Source organism: Litorilinea aerophila, from assembly GCF_006569185.2.
Lineage (GTDB): Bacteria > Chloroflexota > Anaerolineae > Caldilineales > Caldilineaceae > Litorilinea > Litorilinea aerophila.
The window spans coordinates 81,753-100,953 of record NZ_VIGC02000014.1 but is presented as its reverse complement, the minus strand read 5'-3'; the positions used below and the strand labels follow the sequence as shown (position 1 = coordinate 100,953).

The window sequence follows — 19,201 nt, the reverse complement described above, 5'->3', positions numbered from 1 at the left end:
AGATCCGGCCGCCCACGGCGGGCCAGAGACCCGCCCTACGTCCCCGTTGTACCCAACCGCGCGGGCGGCGACCCTGGCCGTAGGTGCGGTCTCCGGCCGCACGCTGTCGCCAGCCCCGAAAGGGCGCCGGTTCTTGTAGCGGCGGCTCCCAGCCGCCCGCTGTCGCCACAGCCAGGCGGGTGAAAGGGCGGCGACGGAGCGCCGCTACGAGCGGCGCCTACGACGGGGCCGGAAATCCCGCCGTTCGAGCCGCCCACGGCGGGCCAGAGACCCGCCCTACGTCCCCGTTATACCCAACCACGCGGGCGGCGACCCTGGCCGTAGGTGCGGTCTCCGGCCGCACGCTGTCGCCAGCCCCGAAAGGACGCCGGTTCTTGTAGCGGCGGCTCCCAGCCGCCCGCTGTCGCCACATCCCGGCGGGTGAAAGGGCAGCGACGAAGCGCCGCTACGAGCGGCGCCTGCGGCGGGGCCGGAAATCCCGCCGTTCGAGCCGCCCACGGCGGGCCAGAGACCCGCTACGTCCCCGTTGTACCCAACCACACAGGCTCACCAGATCCAGGCGGGCGAAGGAATATCCGTCGAGATAAGACGGAGTCTACTCCAGGCGCGCCTCATCCTGCAGATAGGCCACCTGACCATCCACCAGGGTGGCCACCACGTTCAGCTCCCCATCCAACAAGACCAGATCCGCCCGATACCCCACCGCGATGGCCCCCAATTCGTGGTCCAACCCCAGGGACTGGGCCGGCGTACGGCTGGCCGCGGGCCAGCTCTGGGCCAGATCCAGGCCGCTGGCGGCCGTGAAGTGGGCCAGACCCCGCTCCAGGGTGAGGACGCTGCCGGCCAGGGTGCCGTCGGCCAGCCGACACTGGTTATCCTGCACGGTTACCATCTGGCCCCCCAGGTCATACTGGCCTGGGGGTAGGCCCGCGGCCCGCATGGCGTCGGTGATGAGGACCGTGCGGGACGGGCCCTTGCAGCGGGCCAGGATCTTCATGGCCGCCGGGTGCACGTGGATATTGTCCGCGATGAGCTGGGCGTACACCCGATCATCGCTCAAAACCGCACCCAGGGTGCCGGGGCGGCGATGGTGCAGGCCGGTCATGGCGTTGTAGGTGTGGGTGGCCTGGGTGATGCCGGCCTCGATCCCGGCCAGGCACTCCTCGTAAGTAGCGCTGGTATGCCCCGCCACAGCCACAATCTGCCGGCGACGTGCCGCGGCGATGAGGGCTTTGGCACCCGGCTGCTCGGGCGCCAGGGTGATCATACGCACAGGGCCGGCCTGGCACAGGGCGTCGAACTCTGCCAGGTCGGGCGGCCGGATCTGGTCGGCCCGCTGGGCACCGGGAAACTCCGGGCTGATGAAGGGGCCTTCCAGGTGGACGCCCAACAGCCGCGCGCCGCCGGGTTCCTGGGGACCCCGGCAGTAGTCCGCTGCCGCCCGCACCGCGGCCAGGGTGGCCTCGGCCGAAGCGGTCATGGTGGTGGCCAGAAAGGCCGTCACCCCGTGGGCAGCGAAAAAGCGGGCCATGGCGGCCAGGGCTTCCGGGGTGGCGTCCATGGTGTCGTGCCCCATGGCGCCGTGGACGTGGACGTCGATCAGGCCGGGGAGGAGGATGCAACCTTCAGCGTTTAGGCGGCGCACGCCCCGGGGCGGCGCTGCTGCCCCGGGGACATTCACAGAGACGATCTGCCCCTGGCGGATGTGCACGAATCCGGGACCGAAGCCCGGCAATGACGATGCCTGAGGAGCCGGCAGGAATTCGGCCGGCACCATGGCATGGGTGATGAACAATTCGTGGTTCGATGCCATGGGATTCTCTCGTTTCCAGGATCTTGGGTGGGCACTTCAGGGGGAGGGGGCCCCCGTTCCTCACGCCCGGTTTTTTATCGCCAGTCTTTCATGCCTGGCCGTCGGTGTCCTCGGTGTCGTCAGCGGGTGGAGAAATCACGTCCGGCAGCCACAGGGTGAAGGTGCTGCCTTCCCCCACCGTGCTCTCGATCTCCAGGCTGCCGCCGTGGGAGAGGGCGATGTGGTGGACCAGGGCCAGGCTCAACCCGACACCGGTGGAAGAGACCTGCCACTCCTCCTGTTGGTTGCGGCTGAAGGGATGGAGGAGGTGGGGGATCCGCGCCTCGGGGATCCCCCATCCCTCGTCCTGGATGCGCAGGCCGATGTAGCGGGGCATGGTGACCACCGACAGCCAGACGTGGCGGGAATCCTCCCGACGGTAGGCCAGGGCGTTGTCCAACAGGCGGGTCAGGGCGTTGATCAGCAGGTGGGGATCCACGCTCACCTGGGCGTCGGCGTTTTCCGGCAGGATCTGCACCTCCATGCCCGTTTCCTGAATTTTTTCCTGCAGGTTGACCTGGGCTTCTCGCCAGAGATCCAGGGCGTTGACTACTTCCACCTCCTCTGGCTGGAGGCGGCGGTTCTGCAGGTCGGAGAGGAGGAGGAAACTTTCGATGAGTCGCTGCAGGCGACGGCCGCCTTCCAGGATGGCTGCTGCCGAGGTCCGCACGTTTTCCAGATCCAGCTCGGGCTCCTCGGCCAGGGTATCCTGCAGATATTCAGCCCAGCCCATGACAAAGGTGAGGGGCGTACGAAACTCGTGCTGCAGGATGCCCACGATCTGATTGCGCAGCAGATCCATCTGGCGCTGCATCTCTTCTTCCATGATCTGGTGGCGGCGCAGCGCGTTGCGGATGGCCAGGATCAGGTCGTTGTTGTTGAAGGGCTTGGTCAGGTAGTCTTCCACGCCGATATCCTTGGCCCGGCGCTGGTCGACGGTGGAGGTCAGCCCTGTGAGAAAGATGAAGGGCAGGGTGCGCAGCTCCGTATCCGAACGGGTATGCTGGAGCAACGAATAGCCATCCATGCCCGGCATCATGATGTCGCAGAGGATGACATCCGGCCGGATCTGGCGCAGGATCTCCAGGGCTTCGATGCCATTGGTGGCAGAACGAACCTGGTAGCCGTAGGCCTCCAGGATGTCACAGATGGCCAGCTTGACGTCTGGGTTATCCTCCACCACCAGGATGAGGGGCTGCTTGCGCTTCAGGATCGACATGATTGGTGTGCGGTCATGGTTTGAGATAAATCACACCCAGCGGTGGCAGGTTCAGCAGGGCCGAGTAGTTGCACCGTTGCCAGGGCATAGCCTCGGCCACGATGGGCTCTGGGTTGCCCACCCCACTGCCGCCGTACTGGGTCCAGTCGCTGTTCAAGATCTCCCGATAGGTGCCCAACATGGGAAGCCCAACCCGATAGTCGTGCCGGGGAACGGGGGTGAAATTGCACACGACCACCACCAGGTCCTGGGGGTCTCGCGCCCGGCGGACGAAGCTGATAACGGAGTGCTCCGCGTCGTTGAAATCGATCCAGTCGAAGCCCTCCCAACTGAAATCCACCTGGTGCAGGGCGGGCTCGGCCCGGTAGAGGTGGTTGAGATCGGCCACAAAACGCTGGAGCTGCTGATGGGGCGGATGCTCCAGCAGGTGCCAGTCCAGACTCTTGGCTTCGCTCCACTCGGCCCACTGGCCGAACTCCCCGCCCATAAAGAGCAACATCTTGCCGGGATGGGCGGTCATGTACGCGTAGAGGGAGCGGAGATTGGCGAACTTCTGCCAGGCATCCCCGGGCATCTTGTCCAGCAGGGAGCGCTTCAGATGGACCACCTCGTCGTGGCTCAGGGGAAGGACGAAATTTTCGTGGAAGGCATAGACCAGGCTGAAGGTGATCTCGTTCTGGTGATATCGCCGGTAGAGGGGATCCTTCTGGAAGTAGGAAAGGGTATCGTGCATCCACCCCATGTTCCACTTGAGGTCGAAGCCCAGGCCACCCATGTAGGTAGGCCGGGAGACCATGGGCCAGGCGGTGCTCTCCTCGGCAATGGTGAGGATCCCCGGCGCCTCCTCGTGGGAGACTTCGTTGAAGCGGCGCAGGAAGTCGATGGCTTCCAGGTTTTCCCGCCCGCCATAGCGGTTGGGGATCCATTCGCCCTCCTTGCGGCTGTAGTCCAGATACAACATGGACGCCACCGCATCCACCCGCAGGCCGTCCAGGTGATACTTCTTGAGCCAGAAGAGGGCGCTGCTCAACAGGAAATTGCGCACTTCGTTGCGGCCAAAGTTGAAGACCTTGGTGCCCCAATCCCGCTGCTCCCCCTGGCGGGGATCGGCGTGTTCGTAGAGGTGGGTGCCGTCGAAGAAGGCCAGGCCATGGGCGTCCCGGGGGAAGTGGGCCGGCACCCAGTCCAGGATTACGCCGATCTGGTGCTGGTGGCAGTAGTCCACGAAGTACATGAAGTCGTCCGGCGTACCGAAGCGGCTGGTGGGGGCAAAATAGCCGGTCGTCTGGTATCCCCAGGAAGCGTCCAGAGGGTGCTCCGTGATGGGCAGAAGTTCGATGTGGGTGTACCCCATTTTTTGGGCATAGTCCACCAGCTGATGGGCCAAATCCCGGTAGCTGAGAAAACCATTGGTCTCCGGCACCCGGCGCCAGCTCCCCAGGTGGACTTCATAGATATTGAGGGGCTGATCCAGGGCCTGCCGTTGGGGCCGAGAGGCCAGCCATTCCTCGTCATGCCACTGGTATTTGTTGATGTTCCAAACCCGGGAGTCGGTGCTGGGGCGAACCTCAGCGTAGAAAGCGTAGGGATCGGATTTGTCCACCTGGTAGCCCATGAAACGAGACTTGATGGAGTACTTGTAGTGCATGCCCTCGGGCAGGTGAGGGATGAAGATCTCCCAGATGCCGGCCCCCTCGTGGCAGCGCATGGGGTGCATGCGGTCGTCCCAGCCGTTGAATGGCCCGATGACGCTCACCCGCAGGGCATTGGGCGCCCACACGGCAAAGTTCACCCCCGGGACCCCCTCCCGGGTGCACATCTGTGCGCCGAGCTTCTCGTAGCTGCGCAGGAAATTCCCCTCCCCATGGAGGTACAGGTCAAAGTCGGTTAGAAAGGGCGGGAAGCGATAGGGGTCCTCAATGAGGTGCTCACCGCCCTGGGGATCTCGGAGCAGCAGTTGATAGACGAAGGGCGCCTGCTCCTCTGGGAAAATGGCCTCAAAGAAGCCGGCCGGATGGATCCGCACCATCTCCTGGCGCTCGCCCCGATCCGGACGCAGGACGGTGACCGCCACGTCCAGAGGGCGGAAGGCGCGGATGGCCACACAGGTCTTCCCATCTACCGTGACCACGTGGGGCCCCAAGACGGAAAAAGCCGCGCCATGATAGCCACCGACGATGGCCTCTATCTCTGTCGGGTTCACTGTAGACTGGGGCGAAGTCCTCTCCTGGGCGCTCTTCTGCTCGGACGTCATGGGCTTGGCTCCTTTGATCTATCCACCAATGTAGCGGGCATACAGGCTTTTGGCCAAATCTTCGTCCTCCGTCCCTTTGATAATGGCCCGGTTATCCGGGAAGACGGTGAATTCATAGTCGCCGATTTGGGCCCGCAACAGGTAATCGTTGCGGGCCAGGCGGCTGGCCACCGGGCGCAACTGGGCTTCCAGCCGGGCCAGATCCAGGGGGCCGCTGCCATTCACCCGAACCTGCACCGCGTTGCGGCCACAGAGGGTGGCGCTGGCCGTGCCGACGGTGGCGTCCAGGTACTCCAGGCGGCCCAGGCCACAGGCCGGACAGTCGGGACGCCGAATGGCGCCGCCGAAGCTGTGGTACTCGTGGGTCCAGAGGTCCATGTGGATCACGCCCGGGTTGAGCTTGCCCCGGCCGATGATCAGCTTCATGGCCTCGGCCGCTGCCACAGCCGTGATAAGAGCCACCGCCGGCCCGATCACCCCCGCCGTGTCGCAGGTGGGCGTCACACCCGGGGCCGGCATGGTACCCAGCAGGCAGCGCAGGCACCCGGTGGCCTGGCGATCTCCCGGCAACGTCGCCACCGCGCCATCGGGAATGAAGGTGGCAGTCATGCCATAGGAGGCGATCACGCCGGTGTAGATCCAGGCCTTGCCCAGGTGTAGGCAGGCATCGTTGAGCAGGAAGCGGGTGCTGAAATTGTCGGTCCCGTCCAACACCACGGTGGCATCCGCCAGCAGGTCCAGCACGTTGCCGGGGTTCACATCCGCCACCACCGCTTCCACGGTCACATCCCGGTTGACCCGGCGCAGCTTGCGGGCGGCCGCTTCGGCCTTGGGCAGGTTGGCGGCGATATCCTCCTCGTCGAAGAGGATCTGGCGCTGGAGATTGTTCAGCTCGATGAAGTCCCGGTCCACAATGCGGACCCGGCCCACGCCGGCCCGGACCAGCAGGTTGCTGAGGGCGGAGCCGGTGGCGCCACAGCCGACCACTACGGCCGTGGCCGCCTTCAGCCGCTGTTGTCCATCCTCCCCCACCGGCGGGAAGATGATCTGGCGATGGTATCGGGCAAGTTCTTCTGAGTTCATCATCCTGGGTTTTGAAGGTTCCGTTGCCGGGCCCGTTCCAGGCCGGGGAGCAGATAGTCCCGGGCCACCACATCCCAACTCATGTGCTGGGCCACCTCCTGGCCACAGCGCAACAGATGGGCCATCTGCTGGGAATCCTGGGGCAGCCGCTCGAACAGGGTGCGGGCCGCGTCCAGGCTGTTGTGGCTCTCGATCCAATCCCGCACGCTCCGGTTGATGGCCAGGGCATCATAGGGGCTGCCCAGCCAGTAGCCCTGGGGCAGGGTGGTGTAGTCCGCCACCACCAGGTTGGGGATCTCCTCCTGCCCGCCGGCGGCCCGCTCCACGAAGCCCACACAGCCACACACGTTGCTGACACAGCAGAGCGCGCCGTAGCCCAGGGGCTCCACCTGGGCGATGCCGAAGGGCTCGTAGATGCTCTGGCCAAATTCCAGGTCGGTCCCCTGGCGGATGTCCAGGAACTCCATGTCCGCCGGCATGCGACGGCCACAGCGGGAACGGCTCCAGCCGAACTGGTTGACCAGCACGATCTGGCTCTGCCGGGCCTGACGGTTGAAGGGTTCCACCCCGTCGAAGAAAAAGGGCACCTCCAGGTCGATGAGGTCGCCGTTGTCGGCCCGGTGGCCCACCGGCCAGCCGTATTGGGCCTCCCAGGCCTCCACCCACTCCGGGCGCCGGCCGGCCGGCACGCTGGTGCTCAACACGAAGAGGACCGCCCGCTTGCCAGCCGCCTGGAGCATCCCTTCCAGGTGCTCCATCACCCGGATGTCCCGCCACAGCGCCTTGGAGAGCACCATGCGGGTCACGTGGGTGAAGACATAGTCAGGCGAGTAGCCCAGGAGGGCCTCGCAATAGGCCTGCAGGCGCCGCTTGGACGCCAGCTTCTCCTCCAGGGTGGTCTGGGGGGCGGGAATGCCGTTGTAGACCAGGTCGATGTTCGCCTGCCGAAACCGGCCACCCAGAAAGCGCAATTCCTGGACCACCAGGTCGCCCACGGCGAAGATGTTGTCACAGTGGACCGCCGCCTTGAGGATGGGGTGTTTGAAGAGGTCGTCCTGGTTGCCGAAGATGCTCTCCAGGTCCAGGTTCCACTCTTCCGCCTTGTGCAGCACGTTGTAGAACCGGGTGTCGTGGCCGTCGTGCTCTTCGATCAGGCGGCGGGCGGTGGCCGTCTCGTGGGCATAGAAAATGGTACGCCAGCGGGCCGGCTCGCTCAACTGGGCGGCAAAGACCACCGGCATGCCCAGCCACTCGTGGGCGATGATGAACTTCTGGTCCGGTTCCAGGCCCACATCCATACCCAGGGCCTTGATGGCGGCAAACAGGGGCTGGGCAATGTCGAAATAGAGGTTGAATTCCGGGTTCCAACTGTAGCGGGCGCAGTCGATGCCATACCGCTGCCAGACGTAGTAGCGAAACAGGTCCGCCTCGTGGCGGTTGGGCGCGGTCGCATCCACCAGGATCACCTCGTGCTCGTACGGCCCAAAGCGGCGCACACCGTAGAGCACGCCCACCTGGTACTGGCGCTCCACCCCCTGGAGGGCCGCCCGCAGGACTTCGGGAAGGCCGTCGAAGATGCCGTGCAGGCTGCTGTAGCGGATGGTCAGGCCGTTGCGGGGATCGGTGAGCCGCTCCATGTACACGGGGTCGCCGGCCTGCATCGGGCCGACCAGGACCGTCCGGGGGACCCGCTCCACGTAGGACTCCGCGCTCAGGAGGCCGTCCAACACGGCCCCAATGCCGCCCACTTTCACGCCGGCTTCATGGGTCGCATGAATGACTAAGGGAATCGCATCTGGCATGTTGATTCTCCGCCCTGCGTTTATCTGGCTCTCTGTGCGGTCATCAGGTTACGGCGTGTAGCGCAACAGCCCGCCGCGGCGGCTTCCGATCCAGACCACGCCATTCTGGTCCACCAGAAGGGCGCTGACCTGGGGTGCGGGCAGGCGGCCATCCCGGGGGAAGGGAGACCAGGTGGCGCCATCAAAATAGAAGGCGCCTCGGTCCGCCGTGCCCACCCAGATTTCGCCCCGGGGTGTGGACGCCAGGGCCGTCACCGTGGTGTCGCTCACATCGGGAATGGGGCTGAACCGGCCTTCGTGGAAGCGGGCCAGCCCCCGATCCGTCCCGATGAGCAGGGATCCATCCTGGTGGAGCGCCAGGGCTGTGATGTTGTCGCTGGGCAACTGGACATTGGCGGTGTTGAAGACCTGGAGCTGGTTGTCCTGGAAGCGATACAGGCCGCCCCCCTGGCTGCCGATCCAGACCACCTGGCCAGCCGTGGCCAGGGCCGTGATCTGGTCGCTGGGCAGGTTGTCTGCCCGGGTAAGGTTGAAAAAGGCCTCGCCCGTCAGGATACTCAGCCCGGCGCTGGTTCCGAACCAGACCCGCTGGCTGGCGTCCACGGCGATGGCCCGCACCTGGCCGTCCAACAGGCCGTCGTTCACGCCGTAATCCGCCCAGGCGATGCCGTCGTAAAAACTTACCCTGCCCTGGCCCCCAATCCAGATGCCGCCATCGGCTGCGTGGACCACCTGGATGTTGTCGAAGGGCAGGGTGCCATCCCGACGGGTAAAGGTCTGCAGGGTCTGGGAGCCATCCGGATTCAGGGATTGCACGCCCAGGTCCGTCGCGATCCAGATGGTGCCATCCGTCTGCTGGGTCATGGCACGCACCTGGTTGCCCAGGAGGGGTTCGGCCTGGCTCACCCAGTGGTGCCAGCCTTCTCCATCGAACCAACTCACCCCATCTCCCGCCGTGGCGTAGTAGACCTGGCCGCCGGCGCCCGCCTCGAGGGCGGTCAAGGGTGGGGCAGCCATGCCACTTTCCCCCCGGTAGAAGGCCAGGCAGCGGCCCGTGCCCGGGTCGAAGCGGCAGACCTCGGCCTGATCCCAGGCCAGCCACATGGTGCCGTCGGCGGCGATGGCCAGATCCGTCAGGCGGCCGGCCGGGGCGCCCGAGACCACCAGTTGTTCCGGGCCAAAGGAGCTCCAGCTTTCGCCATCGAACCGGTAGAGGGTGCTGGCCGTGGTCAACCAGACGCTCCCCGAGCCATCTACCGCCATGGCGGTCACCTGGTCTGTATCCAGAGGGCTGTTCTGCCCATTGTACAGGGTCGCCGTCTGGCCGTCCACTGCGATCACACCTCGTTCGGCCAGCAACCAGTAGCGCTGCCCCTCATCGACGGTCACCACATCCCGCAGGGCGCCCGCCTCTTGGGCCTGGGCAGGCAGGGGGACGGCGCTCCAGGTGTTGGCCGCGGCGTCGAAGACGTCGATCCCCTGGTCTGCATAGACCACCCACAGGAGCCCACCCTCCAGGTCACAGTAGAGGCCGACCACCCGGTCACTGCGCATGGCGCTGGTGTTGCTGTCCAGGGTCTTCCAGCGCCCTTGCTGGAGATCGAAGAGTTGCAGTCCATGGTCATGGCCGAAGACCACGCCCAGATTGGGCAGGGGGCAGTTGACCACCGTGGTGGCATAGTTTACCGCCAGGCCGTCCCGGGTGGTGAACTTGACCGCTCTGGCGCTGGCTCGATTCCAGGCTACGAAGCCCCCTTCCGTGGCCGCCCAGAGGGTGTTGCCGGCCAGGGCCAGGTCGTTGATCACGTTGCCATCTGACCAGATCTGCCAGTGGGTGTCCGGCGTGGCGGGCGCCAGGGGGGCCGCCGTGCCTGTGGGAGACGGCTGGGGAGTGGCCGTGGCCGGCAGGGTCGGTGTAGGCGCCAGGACGATGCCCAGGGTCGGCGTGGGCGTGGCCTGCAATGGCAGAAATCGCACCGAAGCCAGGAGGGCATCGTACTGTTGACGCAGCTCTGCCTGCCAGCGGTCGGCAAGCCCGGTGCCGACCATCACAAAGAGCCAGCCGGGTTCGGGCTGCGCCAGGGTGATGCGGCCGACCACGACCTGGCCCGGCTCATCCGCCGTGAGATCGGCCGCCAGGGCCGGCACGCCATCTACCGTCAGCTCCTGGGGCGCGCCCACCCGCACGGGGTGCGCTTGGGCATAGGACGCTGCGTACGCTTCCAGGATGGTGGGCAATTCCGGGGATGGAAGCGAGGTGGTGATGAAACGGGTCACGGGGCCGCCGCGGAGGGAGAAGAGGGCATCCTGGCCAGGAGCCGAAGTTGATCCGGCGGTCAATGTGGCCGAGTCATCGCTGAATGTGAGGGTGTAATCGGGCAGGGGGCGAAAGCTGAAACCGCCGTCCGCCACCTGGGCCACGGGCCCCAGGGCGATTTCCTGGGCCAGGGGAGGCGTCCGGGTGGCACGGGCATCCGGGGAAGTGGCCGTCGGACGGCTCCTGGGGGTAGAGGTGACCGGCGTAGCCCCCAGGACCTGCCCCAGCGTCATGGCCGGAGTGGTGCGCACGGCCAGGCCGATCACGCCCAGGAGCGCGAGCAGAAGCAACAGGGTGATGATGGTAGAGATCAAACGGAACGATGTAGACTGCACGGCCGGTCATTCCTTCATAGGATGGTGATGACACGGGATGGTGATGATGACAGGGCAGTCGATCCGGCCCGGGAAGATGTGGTGGGCCGAACCGTAGGGCAGCCCTACACTGCTGGACACGATTGTAACATTGATGCCCCTCTGGCGTAAAGGCACTACGCTAACATTGGGCGCCATCTCCGCAACAACAAAACGCCCCCTCCTCAAGTTGAGGAGGGGGCGTCGGGAAATGCCTGTCGAATAGTCGGCGGACGTCGGATTACCGGTTGTTGTGGACCGGATTCTGGGCCAGCGGCCCGCTGCCCTCCCGGCCGGTGACCGGCTTCGGCTGGCGGCTACGCAGGTCGCTCACCACTGCGAAGACCAGGGCCAGGGCAGCCAGGCCGGCCACAATCCAGGCCAGGAGGCTCTGCCAGGGGAGGCGCTGACCGGTTGGGACTGCCTCACTCGTGGCTGCCACCTGAGGCGCCCCGGGATTGGTGCCCGCCACCAACGAGCCACCCTCGCCTTCGACCGGCGCCTGGGCTGGAGCCGCGGCCAGGGCGGTCCCCAGCGGCATGCTGGTCAAAGCACGGCTCTCGGTGGTCAGGGCGTAGACAGCGCCTGTCTGCCCCACAGCCGGCACCAGATCCACCACCGCCACCTTCAGGTTGGTCTCCAGGGGCGTCCAGGCCGTGGCACCATCGGTGCTCATGGCCACCATGGCCGGCGAACGGTGCACCTGGGTGGTGCCGTAGAGGTAGCTGGTACTCACGTAGACCACCTCCGGCTGGGCGGGATCCACCGCCAGGGCATCCACCGACAGCCGGGACCCGGGTACCAGACCCAGCCCCTGGTTGGCCAGGGTCCAGGTGATGCCATCCTGGGTCTTGAGCACACCCCGGTCCATGGTGCCGACGTAGGCGGTCACCTGGCCCAAAGGGCCGGCGGCAACGGCCAGAGCCGTGGGCACGCTCTGGATGAGGTCATCCACCTGGACCCAGCTCAGGCCAAAGTTCTCCGCCCGGTAGAGGTGCCAGTCGGTGCGGGCCAGGGCCAGGTCAGCACCGGGCGCGGCCACCACCTGGCGCACCGGCTCATCCAGCAACAACTGGGCATTGAGCACCATGCTGGAGCCCACGTCCCGCAGGCGGAAGAGGCCCGCGTTGTCCGTGCCCACGTAGACCAGGCGCTGGACCGGATCCACGGCGATGTCGGTGACCCCGCCTGCGACCTCAGCGGTAAGGGGCACCCGCTGCCAGTTGGGCTGGCTGTTTGCGCCTGTCGCAACGCCGCTCTGCGGCACCTGGCTGCGGTAGATGGCCATTTCGTTGGCGGCGCCGATGTACACGATCCCTCGTTCCTCATCGATGGCCACAGCGCCCACGATCACATCGGCGGGCGTGGTGACTTCCGTCCAGCGGGCCGGCAGAAGCCCGGGGGTGGACGCGGCGCCGACGTACAATTTACCGCCATCGACCACATACGTCTGGCCGGCGCCGAACGCATAATCGCGTACATTCTGGAGAGCTGTCACTGTCTGGGGGGCGCTGCTGCCCGTGCCGGGTTCCATGGCCGAGATCACCCCGGTAAAGACGGCGCCTATCAAGATCAAAGTGACAGCCAGGATAAAGATGCGGCGTGCATTCATGGGTCAACCTCCTCTATTTTTTCCCGCTCCGGCTGGAGCTACTTCTGCGGCTCCGGCTGGAGCTGCGGTTGGAATGCTGTGCGATGCTGTCTGCTGTCCTGAACCCAGTGTACCGGGAGACAGGCCCCAGGCCAACGGTGGTTGCGCCAGTTTGGGCCACGTTGTTTGCGCCAGTTGCTCCTGGCGTAAGCGACAGGGTCGACTCTCACTTTAACAGAGGTCAAATCCCGCTGCTTGACCACTTTGGCCTTGAAGTCGGACCGTTCTCTGACGCTTCTTGCTTCTCTTGCCAAAACCCCAGATGGGTCCTCCGCAGAAGCCACAGATGAACACAGATACGGTCCGTAGTCCGCAGGTCACGCAGGGATGCGTGACCTGGGTTTCCGTCCCGTTGGGTGCAGATGTCCGGCCAGGAGACCGGACTACCCATCCGGCTTCCTTTTTTTCAGAACAGGATGCCGCCCCCTCATCACGAGGGTTGTCCATTGGCGGAAAGAACATCCTCTGATGCGAAGACGGAGGGGCCATCCGGGTTGTTCCCGGAATTTCAGGGCATTTTGTGGCGTTGTCTGGTGGCGATGTTTTGGTGGCGTTTTGAGACGGGTGTCAAGGCGGGGAAGAGAGGGGCAGTTCAGGCTGGCGAACCCCAGCCGCCGCCCCCCGGGGTTTCAATCCGCAGGCGGTCGCCGGGCATGAGCCGGCGGGAAAATTTGGAGGGCAGTTCTTCCACCTGGCCGTTCGCGTGGATCAGGCAGTTCCGGCCTGGTTGGCCGGGCTCGCCGCCGGCCAGGCCCCATGGCGCTACCGCACGGCGCTCGCTCAGCATGGTCACCGTGGCCGGTGCCAGGATCTCATATTCCCGCACGATGCCGTCGCCACCCCGGTGCCGACCGGCGCCGCCGCTGCCAGGGCGCAGGCTGTAGCGCACCACCCGGAAGGGAAAGACCATCTCCAGGGCTTCCACCGGCGTGTTGAGGGTGTTGGTCATGTGCACCTGGACGCCGCTCATGCCGTCTCCCCGGGCAGAGGCGCCCATGCCCCCGCCGATGGTCTCGTAGTAGGCGTAGGGCCCGCTTCCCTCGGCCCGGAGGCCGCCGATGGTCAGGTTGTTCATGGTCCCCTGAGACGCAGCCGGGATCTCCTCCGGCAAGGCCTGGGCCAGCGCACCCAACACCACATCGGTGATGCGCTGGGAAGTCTCCACGTTGCCGCCCGCCACGGCCGCCGGCGCCTGCGCGTGGACCAGGCTGCCGGCCGGCGCCACCACGTGGACCGGTGCGAAACAGCCGGCGTTCATGGGCACCTCCTCCCCCACCAGGCAGCGGACCACGTAGTAGCAGGCGGACTGGGTGATGGCGATGACCGCGTTCAGGGAGCCGTGAACCATGGCCGCGGTGCCAGTGAAGTCGAAGGTGATCTCGTCGTGGTGGATGGTGGCGGCCACCCGGATGGGCACCAGGGTCACCTGCTCCCCTTCCACCAGCTCCAGCACATCCTCGAAGCGGTAGGTGCCGTCCGGCCAGCGGGCAATGGCCGCGCGGGTCAACCGTTCGCTGTAGGCCTGCAAGTGGCCGGCATACGCCAGGACTTCCCCATAGCCAAAACGGTCCACCAACTCCTGGAGACGCCGGGCGCCGATGGCCGCGGCCGCTCGTTGGGCAGCCAGGTCCCCCCGTCGCTCCCCAGGCGTGCGCACGTTGCGCAGGATCAGGCGGAGCAGATCCTCGTCCAGCACGCCCCGCTTGTAGAGCTTCACCGGCGGAATGATGATGCCCTCCTGGTAGATCTCGGTGGAGAGGGGCAGGGAACCCGGCGTCATGCCGCCCACATCCGCATGGTGGGCCCGGCTGGCGACGAAGAAGTCAGGCCGGCCAGCCGGATCCCCCGCCCCACCTTCCACAAAGACCGGCGCGATCATGGTGATGTCCGGCAGGTGGTTGCCCCCTTCAAACGGGTCGTTGACGATGACCACGTCCCCCGGTTCCCAATGGGGGAAGCGGGCCAGGATGGTGTGGACGCTGGCCGGCATGGCGCCCAGGTGGGCAGGGATGTGGGCCGCCTGGGCGATCATGGCGCCCCGGCCGTCGAAGATGGCGCAGGAGAAGTCCAGCCGCTCCTTGATGTTGGGCGAATAGCCGGTCCGTCGCAGGGTGACGCCCATCTCTTCGGCCACGCCGGCGAAACGGTGGCGGTAGAGTTCCAGGGTGATGGGATCGACGGCTGCGGCGCTCATTGGGGTTTCTCCAGCCAGATGTTGCGGTAGGCGTCCACCCGGGCCTGCCAGCCGGGCGTGATGACGATGGTGGTGTCAAACTGGTGAACGATGGCGGGGCCGGCCAGACGATTGCCGGGCTGCAGCCGCTCCCGATCGTAGCACGGCGTGGGCGTGGGTTCCCACGGGTCAAACCAGACGGGGCGCTCGGGCAGGCGGGCGGCGGTGGCATCCGGTCCCGCGTCGGGCAATGCAGGCAGGACGGCAGACGCTCCCGGGCTGCTGGCCCGTACCCGCAGGTTGACCGTCTCCACCGTTTCCCCCGGCATGGCGTAGCCGTAACGCTGTTCGTGGGCCCGGTGGAAGGCTTCGCCCGCGGCGGCCAGCGCCGCCTCGTCCAGGGAAAGGGCCAGGGGAACGGTCAGCTCGTAGCTCTGCCCCCGATAGCGCAGGTCCAGGGCGGCTTCCAGGGTGGGATGGGCGATGCCCTCCTGGGCCAGGGCGGACTGCACCTCCTCCGCCAGCGCCTGGAAGAGTTGTTGCAGCGGCGTCCGATCCCGCTGTAAGTCGCCCAGGGTGCTCAGAAGGGAGCGGGAGGCGTCCCGGGCCACGTCGGCCACGAGCATGCCGTAGGCGCTCAACACCCCGGGCATGGGCGGCAGCAGGATGCGCCGGATCTGGAGGGCGTCGGCCAGGTCACAGGCGTGGAGGGGGCCGGCGCCGCCGAAGGGTAGTAGGGTAAACTGCCGTGGGTCGTGGCCCCGTTCCACCGAAACCCGGCGCAGGGCCCGCTCCATGGTGGCGTTGGCAACGCGGATCACCCCCAGGGCAGCCGCCTCGGGGCTGAGGCCCAACGGTTCGCCCAGCCGGGCCAGCGCCCGGCGCGCGGCCGCCCGGTCCAGGGTGACTTCCCCCGCGCCGCCCAGGAAGCCCTCGGGGGCCAGGCGGCCCAGCACCAGGTTGGCGTCGGTCACAGTGGGTTCTGTGCCACCCCGGCCGTAGCAAACCGGTCCTGGGACGGCCCCGGCGCTACGGGGGCCCACCCGCAGGCCGCCGCCTGCATCCAGGTAGGCGATGCTGCCGCCGCCTGCGCCCACGGTGTGGATATCGATGACGGGCAGGCGCAGGGGCAGGTCGGTGATGGTGCTCTCCGCGGTGGTGGGGATCTGCCCCGGACAGAGGGCCACGTCGGTGCTGGTGCCGCCCATGTCCAGGGTGATCAGTTGGGGCGCGTCACTGCCGGTGGCCTGGCGGGCCACGGCGAAGGCGCCCACCACGCCGCCGGCCGGGCCGCTGAGCACCACCCGGGCTGCCTGCTGGCTGGCCTGGGCCAGGCCGATGGCGCCGCCATTGGACTGCATGATGCGGAGCCGACAGTGGGCCAGCCGATCCTGGAGGCGCTGCAGGTAGCGGGCCACCAGCGGCTGGACGTAGGCGTTGATGACCGTGGTGGCCGTCCGCTCATACTCCCGGTATTCCGGCAGGATCTGGCTGCTGAGGGAGATAGGTAGCTCCGGCAGCCGGGCCCGGAGGAGCCCCGCAGCCCGTTCTTCGTGGGCCGGGTTGAGGAAGGAAAAGAGAAAGACGATGGCCACGCTTTCCACCTGGCCTGCGGCCAGGCGCGATGCCAGCTGTTCCACGGCCGCTTCGTCCAGGGGGCGCAACACCCGCCCGGTGTGGTCCAGCCGCTCGTCTACCTCCAGACGCCAGGGATCCTCCACCAGGGGGGCGGGCCGCTGCTGGCTCAGGCGGTAGAGGTGGGGCCGGTTCTGGCGGCCGATGACCAACACATCGGCAAAACCGGCAGTGGTGAGCAGCGCGGTCCGCGCGCCCCGACGCTCCAGCAGCGCGTTGGTGGCCACGGTCATGCCGTGGACGATGTCCGCCTGTTGGATGCCCAGGGCAGCCAGGCCCGCCACCATGGCCTGGCTCTGATCCTCCGGCGTGGTGGGGACCTTGTGCACCCGCAGGGCACCGTCCTGAAATACTACAAAGTCGGTGAAGGTGCCGCCTACGTCGATGCCGACCAGGGGAATCGGGGAAACGTCAGACGTCATGGGCTATCGATACCAGTTCTCCAGGTCGGCGCCGTCGCTGGCCGGGTAGAAGTGGGTGTAGGGCCGGGCCGCCTCGCTGACGAGCTGACTAAGCTGGCGGAAGCGCTCCCGGGCGGTAGTCTGCAGGAACTGCACCCGCTGGGCTGGCGGCAACTGCACCGCCTCTTTCCAGATGGCTCGCCCACAGAGGACGCCGCTGGCGCCGCTGGCACAGGCCACCTTCACCTGCTCTGCGTAGGTGGGGAAGTCCACCCCGGCGCTGAGGAGCACCCAGGGTACCGGGCAGGCGTCGCTCAGCTCGGCGCAGGCGTCGGCCCATTCGGCCTGGTCGTTGCTTTGCTTCACGTCCAGGGGGAATTCGGCCTTGAGCACGTCCACGCCCAGGGGGACCAGGCGCCGGGCCGTCTCGATGACCACCCGTCGCCGTTCGGCGTTGGGGACCACCTTGACCGCTGGATCCAGGGAGTAGTGGAGGGGCTCCAGGAAGAGGGGAAGCTCCCAGCGGTCACAGGCGGCGGCCACTTCTGCCACCAGGGCCTCCTGCTCGGCGGCGTTGGGTGCGTCCGGCCGGTAGTAGATCAGGAGCTTCACGCCGCTGGCGCCGGCCAGGCGGGTTCGCTCCACGTCCCAGCCATCCAACAGGCTGGTGCGGCGGGCCGTGGGGTCGCCTTCGTAGCCGCTCTTCTCGATGGCCAGGAGCAGACCAGCCCGGCCGGAGAGGGCGCCGCTGGCCACGCAGGGGCCGTAGCCGTATTCCACGTCCAGCAAGACGGCGCTGGCCAGGGGCGAGAGGGCGGCGATCACGTCCCGTTTGATGGCGATCACCTGCTGGAAGGAGACCTGGTCCGGCGCATCCGGGTCGATCATGCGGGCCAGGCTGCCCCGCTGATCCATGGCCAGCATGGCGAAGGTGCCATCGTCCTGGGCACACTGTTGGAGCGCCCGGCGTTTACCAAGAGAAAGAGACATAAGTCTTCTACACCCTCCTCTCCCTGAAAAAGCGGCTTTGCTTCTGACGAATAGCTTGTTTATAATGCCTTTGCCCGACGGCCAACGGTGTCAATTGGCTTGAGCTCATTCTGTGTGCTGCCCTGTAGACATGGGGCTATAGACATGGGGCTACGGTGCCGCCCCAACGGCGTCTCCATCCTCCAGCATTCATACTGCCGTTGGCCATGGTACCCATTCTACATCTTTTCGTAGCAGGATATCAATTCAGGGCCTGAGGATGGGTGCGGCCCAACAGCGTCGTGATCTTTCCGTCAAGCTCAGCGAAGGTTCAAGAAAGGATTCAAAAGGTATGCGAAAACATGTGATCCTGCTGATGGCACTGGTTGCGCTTCTCGTGGTAAGTGCCTGTGCGGCACCAGCGGCTCCCCAGGCAGCGGCCCCGGCCCCCGCCGAAGGGCAACAGGCGCAGGAGGCGGAGGCCACTGCCCCGGCCGCCAAGCTCAAGATTGGTCTGGTGACCGACGTGGGCCGGGTTAACGACCGCAGCTTTAACCAGTCGGCCTGGGAAGGCGTGGTACAGGCGGCCCAACAGCTGGGTCTCGAGGAGAACGTGGACTACAAGTACATCGAGACCCAGGACGCCAAGGATTACGCCGACAACATCCAGCAGTTCATTGATGCCGGCTACCAGGTCATCGTGACCGTGGGCTTTGCCCTGGGCGAGGCCACCATCGCCGCGGCCAAGGAGAACCCGGACATCTACTTCATCGGTGTGGACCAGTTCCAGGGTGAAACCCTGCCCAACCTGGTGGGCCTGATCTTCCATGAGGATCAGTCGGGCTTCCTGGCCGGGGCTCTGGCCGCCCACCTGACCAAGACGGGTACCATCGCCGCGGTGTTGGGGACCGACCTGGTGCCGCCGGTGGTGGCCTTCAAGGAAGGGTATGAAGCCGGCGCCCGCTACGTCAAGCCGGACATCAACATCATCTCCACCTACCACCCGGGTGAGCTCTCCCAGGCCTTCACCGACCCGGAGTGGGGCGCGGCCACCGCCCGCCAGGCCCTGGACCAGGGCGCGGATGTGATCTTCGGCGCCGGCGGCCAGACGGGTAACGGCGCGCTCCAGGAGGTGGCCACCGCGGCCGAGGCAGGCCAGGAAGTCTACTGCATCGGCGTGGACACCGACCAGTGGGAAACCCTCCCGGCTGCCCACGCCTGCCTGGTCTCCAGCGCCATGAAGCTGATCACCCCCAGCGTTGTGGACCTGATCATGCAGGTCCACAACGGCACCTTCCAGGGCGGCAACTACTACGGCCCGGTGGATCTGGCGCCGTTCCACGATTTCGAGGATAAAATTCCCCAGGAAGTCAAGGACGATCTGGCCCGCATCAAAGCCGGCCTGGAGGATGGCAGCATCTCCACCGGCTACGGCCAGTAGCATCCGACCGGACATGCAGGCTCGGCACGGACGCACCTTTGCGTGTGCGTC

General features: G+C 66.4%; 11 protein-coding genes. 1 reads left to right on the top strand and 10 read right to left on the bottom strand.

What is annotated here, in order from left to right; all coding sequences use genetic code 11:
- Window positions 1-595 precede the first annotated feature (595 nt).
- The 10 genes from nagA to FKZ61_RS12445 form a co-directional block, all read right to left on the bottom strand.
- Window positions 596-1,813, bottom strand: a complete 1,218-nt coding sequence (gene nagA / locus FKZ61_RS12490) for an N-acetylglucosamine-6-phosphate deacetylase (protein WP_141610455.1) — start codon at window positions 1,811-1,813, stop codon at window positions 596-598.
- Window positions 1,814-1,901: 88 nt separating this feature from the next.
- Entirely contained in the window at window positions 1,902-3,071 is a 1,170-nt protein-coding gene (locus FKZ61_RS12485; protein WP_141610454.1) for an ATP-binding response regulator, read from the bottom strand.
- 13 nt (window positions 3,072-3,084) lie between these two features.
- Complete coding sequence (gene glgB / locus FKZ61_RS12480; RefSeq protein WP_141610453.1) at window positions 3,085-5,325, bottom strand: 1,4-alpha-glucan branching protein GlgB; 2,241 nt, start codon at window positions 5,323-5,325, stop codon at window positions 3,085-3,087.
- Window positions 5,326-5,343: 18 nt separating this feature from the next.
- Window positions 5,344-6,411 (bottom strand): ThiF family adenylyltransferase, encoded by a 1,068-nt coding sequence (locus FKZ61_RS12475; protein WP_229964232.1) that lies wholly within the window; start codon window positions 6,409-6,411, stop codon window positions 5,344-5,346.
- Complete coding sequence (locus FKZ61_RS12470; protein WP_141610451.1) at window positions 6,408-8,210, bottom strand: hypothetical protein; 1,803 nt, start codon at window positions 8,208-8,210, stop codon at window positions 6,408-6,410. Before FKZ61_RS12470 ends, FKZ61_RS12475 begins: the two co-directional genes overlap by 4 nt.
- A gap of 48 nt (window positions 8,211-8,258) precedes the next feature.
- Window positions 8,259-10,862 (bottom strand): two-component regulator propeller domain-containing protein, encoded by a 2,604-nt coding sequence (locus FKZ61_RS24295; protein ID WP_141610450.1) that lies wholly within the window; start codon window positions 10,860-10,862, stop codon window positions 8,259-8,261.
- 259 nt (window positions 10,863-11,121) lie between these two features.
- Complete coding sequence (locus FKZ61_RS12460) at window positions 11,122-12,492, bottom strand: sialidase family protein (RefSeq protein ID WP_141610449.1); 1,371 nt, start codon at window positions 12,490-12,492, stop codon at window positions 11,122-11,124.
- Window positions 12,493-13,123: 631 nt separating this feature from the next.
- Window positions 13,124-14,725 (bottom strand): hydantoinase B/oxoprolinase family protein, encoded by a 1,602-nt coding sequence (locus FKZ61_RS12455; RefSeq protein WP_141610448.1) that lies wholly within the window; start codon window positions 14,723-14,725, stop codon window positions 13,124-13,126.
- On the bottom strand, window positions 14,722-16,761 hold the full coding sequence (locus tag FKZ61_RS12450) for a hydantoinase/oxoprolinase family protein (RefSeq protein WP_141610447.1): 2,040 nt from the start codon (window positions 16,759-16,761) through the stop codon (window positions 14,722-14,724). Before FKZ61_RS12450 ends, FKZ61_RS12455 begins: the two co-directional genes overlap by 4 nt.
- Window positions 16,762-16,764: 3 nt before the next feature.
- Complete coding sequence (locus FKZ61_RS12445) at window positions 16,765-17,730, bottom strand: tagatose 1,6-diphosphate aldolase (protein WP_141610446.1); 966 nt, start codon at window positions 17,728-17,730, stop codon at window positions 16,765-16,767.
- A 331-nt stretch (window positions 17,731-18,061) separates the two neighbouring features.
- Between FKZ61_RS12445 and FKZ61_RS12440 the strand changes: the two genes are divergently transcribed.
- Window positions 18,062-19,150, top strand: a complete 1,089-nt coding sequence (locus FKZ61_RS12440; protein WP_229964231.1) for a BMP family ABC transporter substrate-binding protein — start codon at window positions 18,062-18,064, stop codon at window positions 19,148-19,150.
- Window positions 19,151-19,201 lie beyond the last annotated feature (51 nt).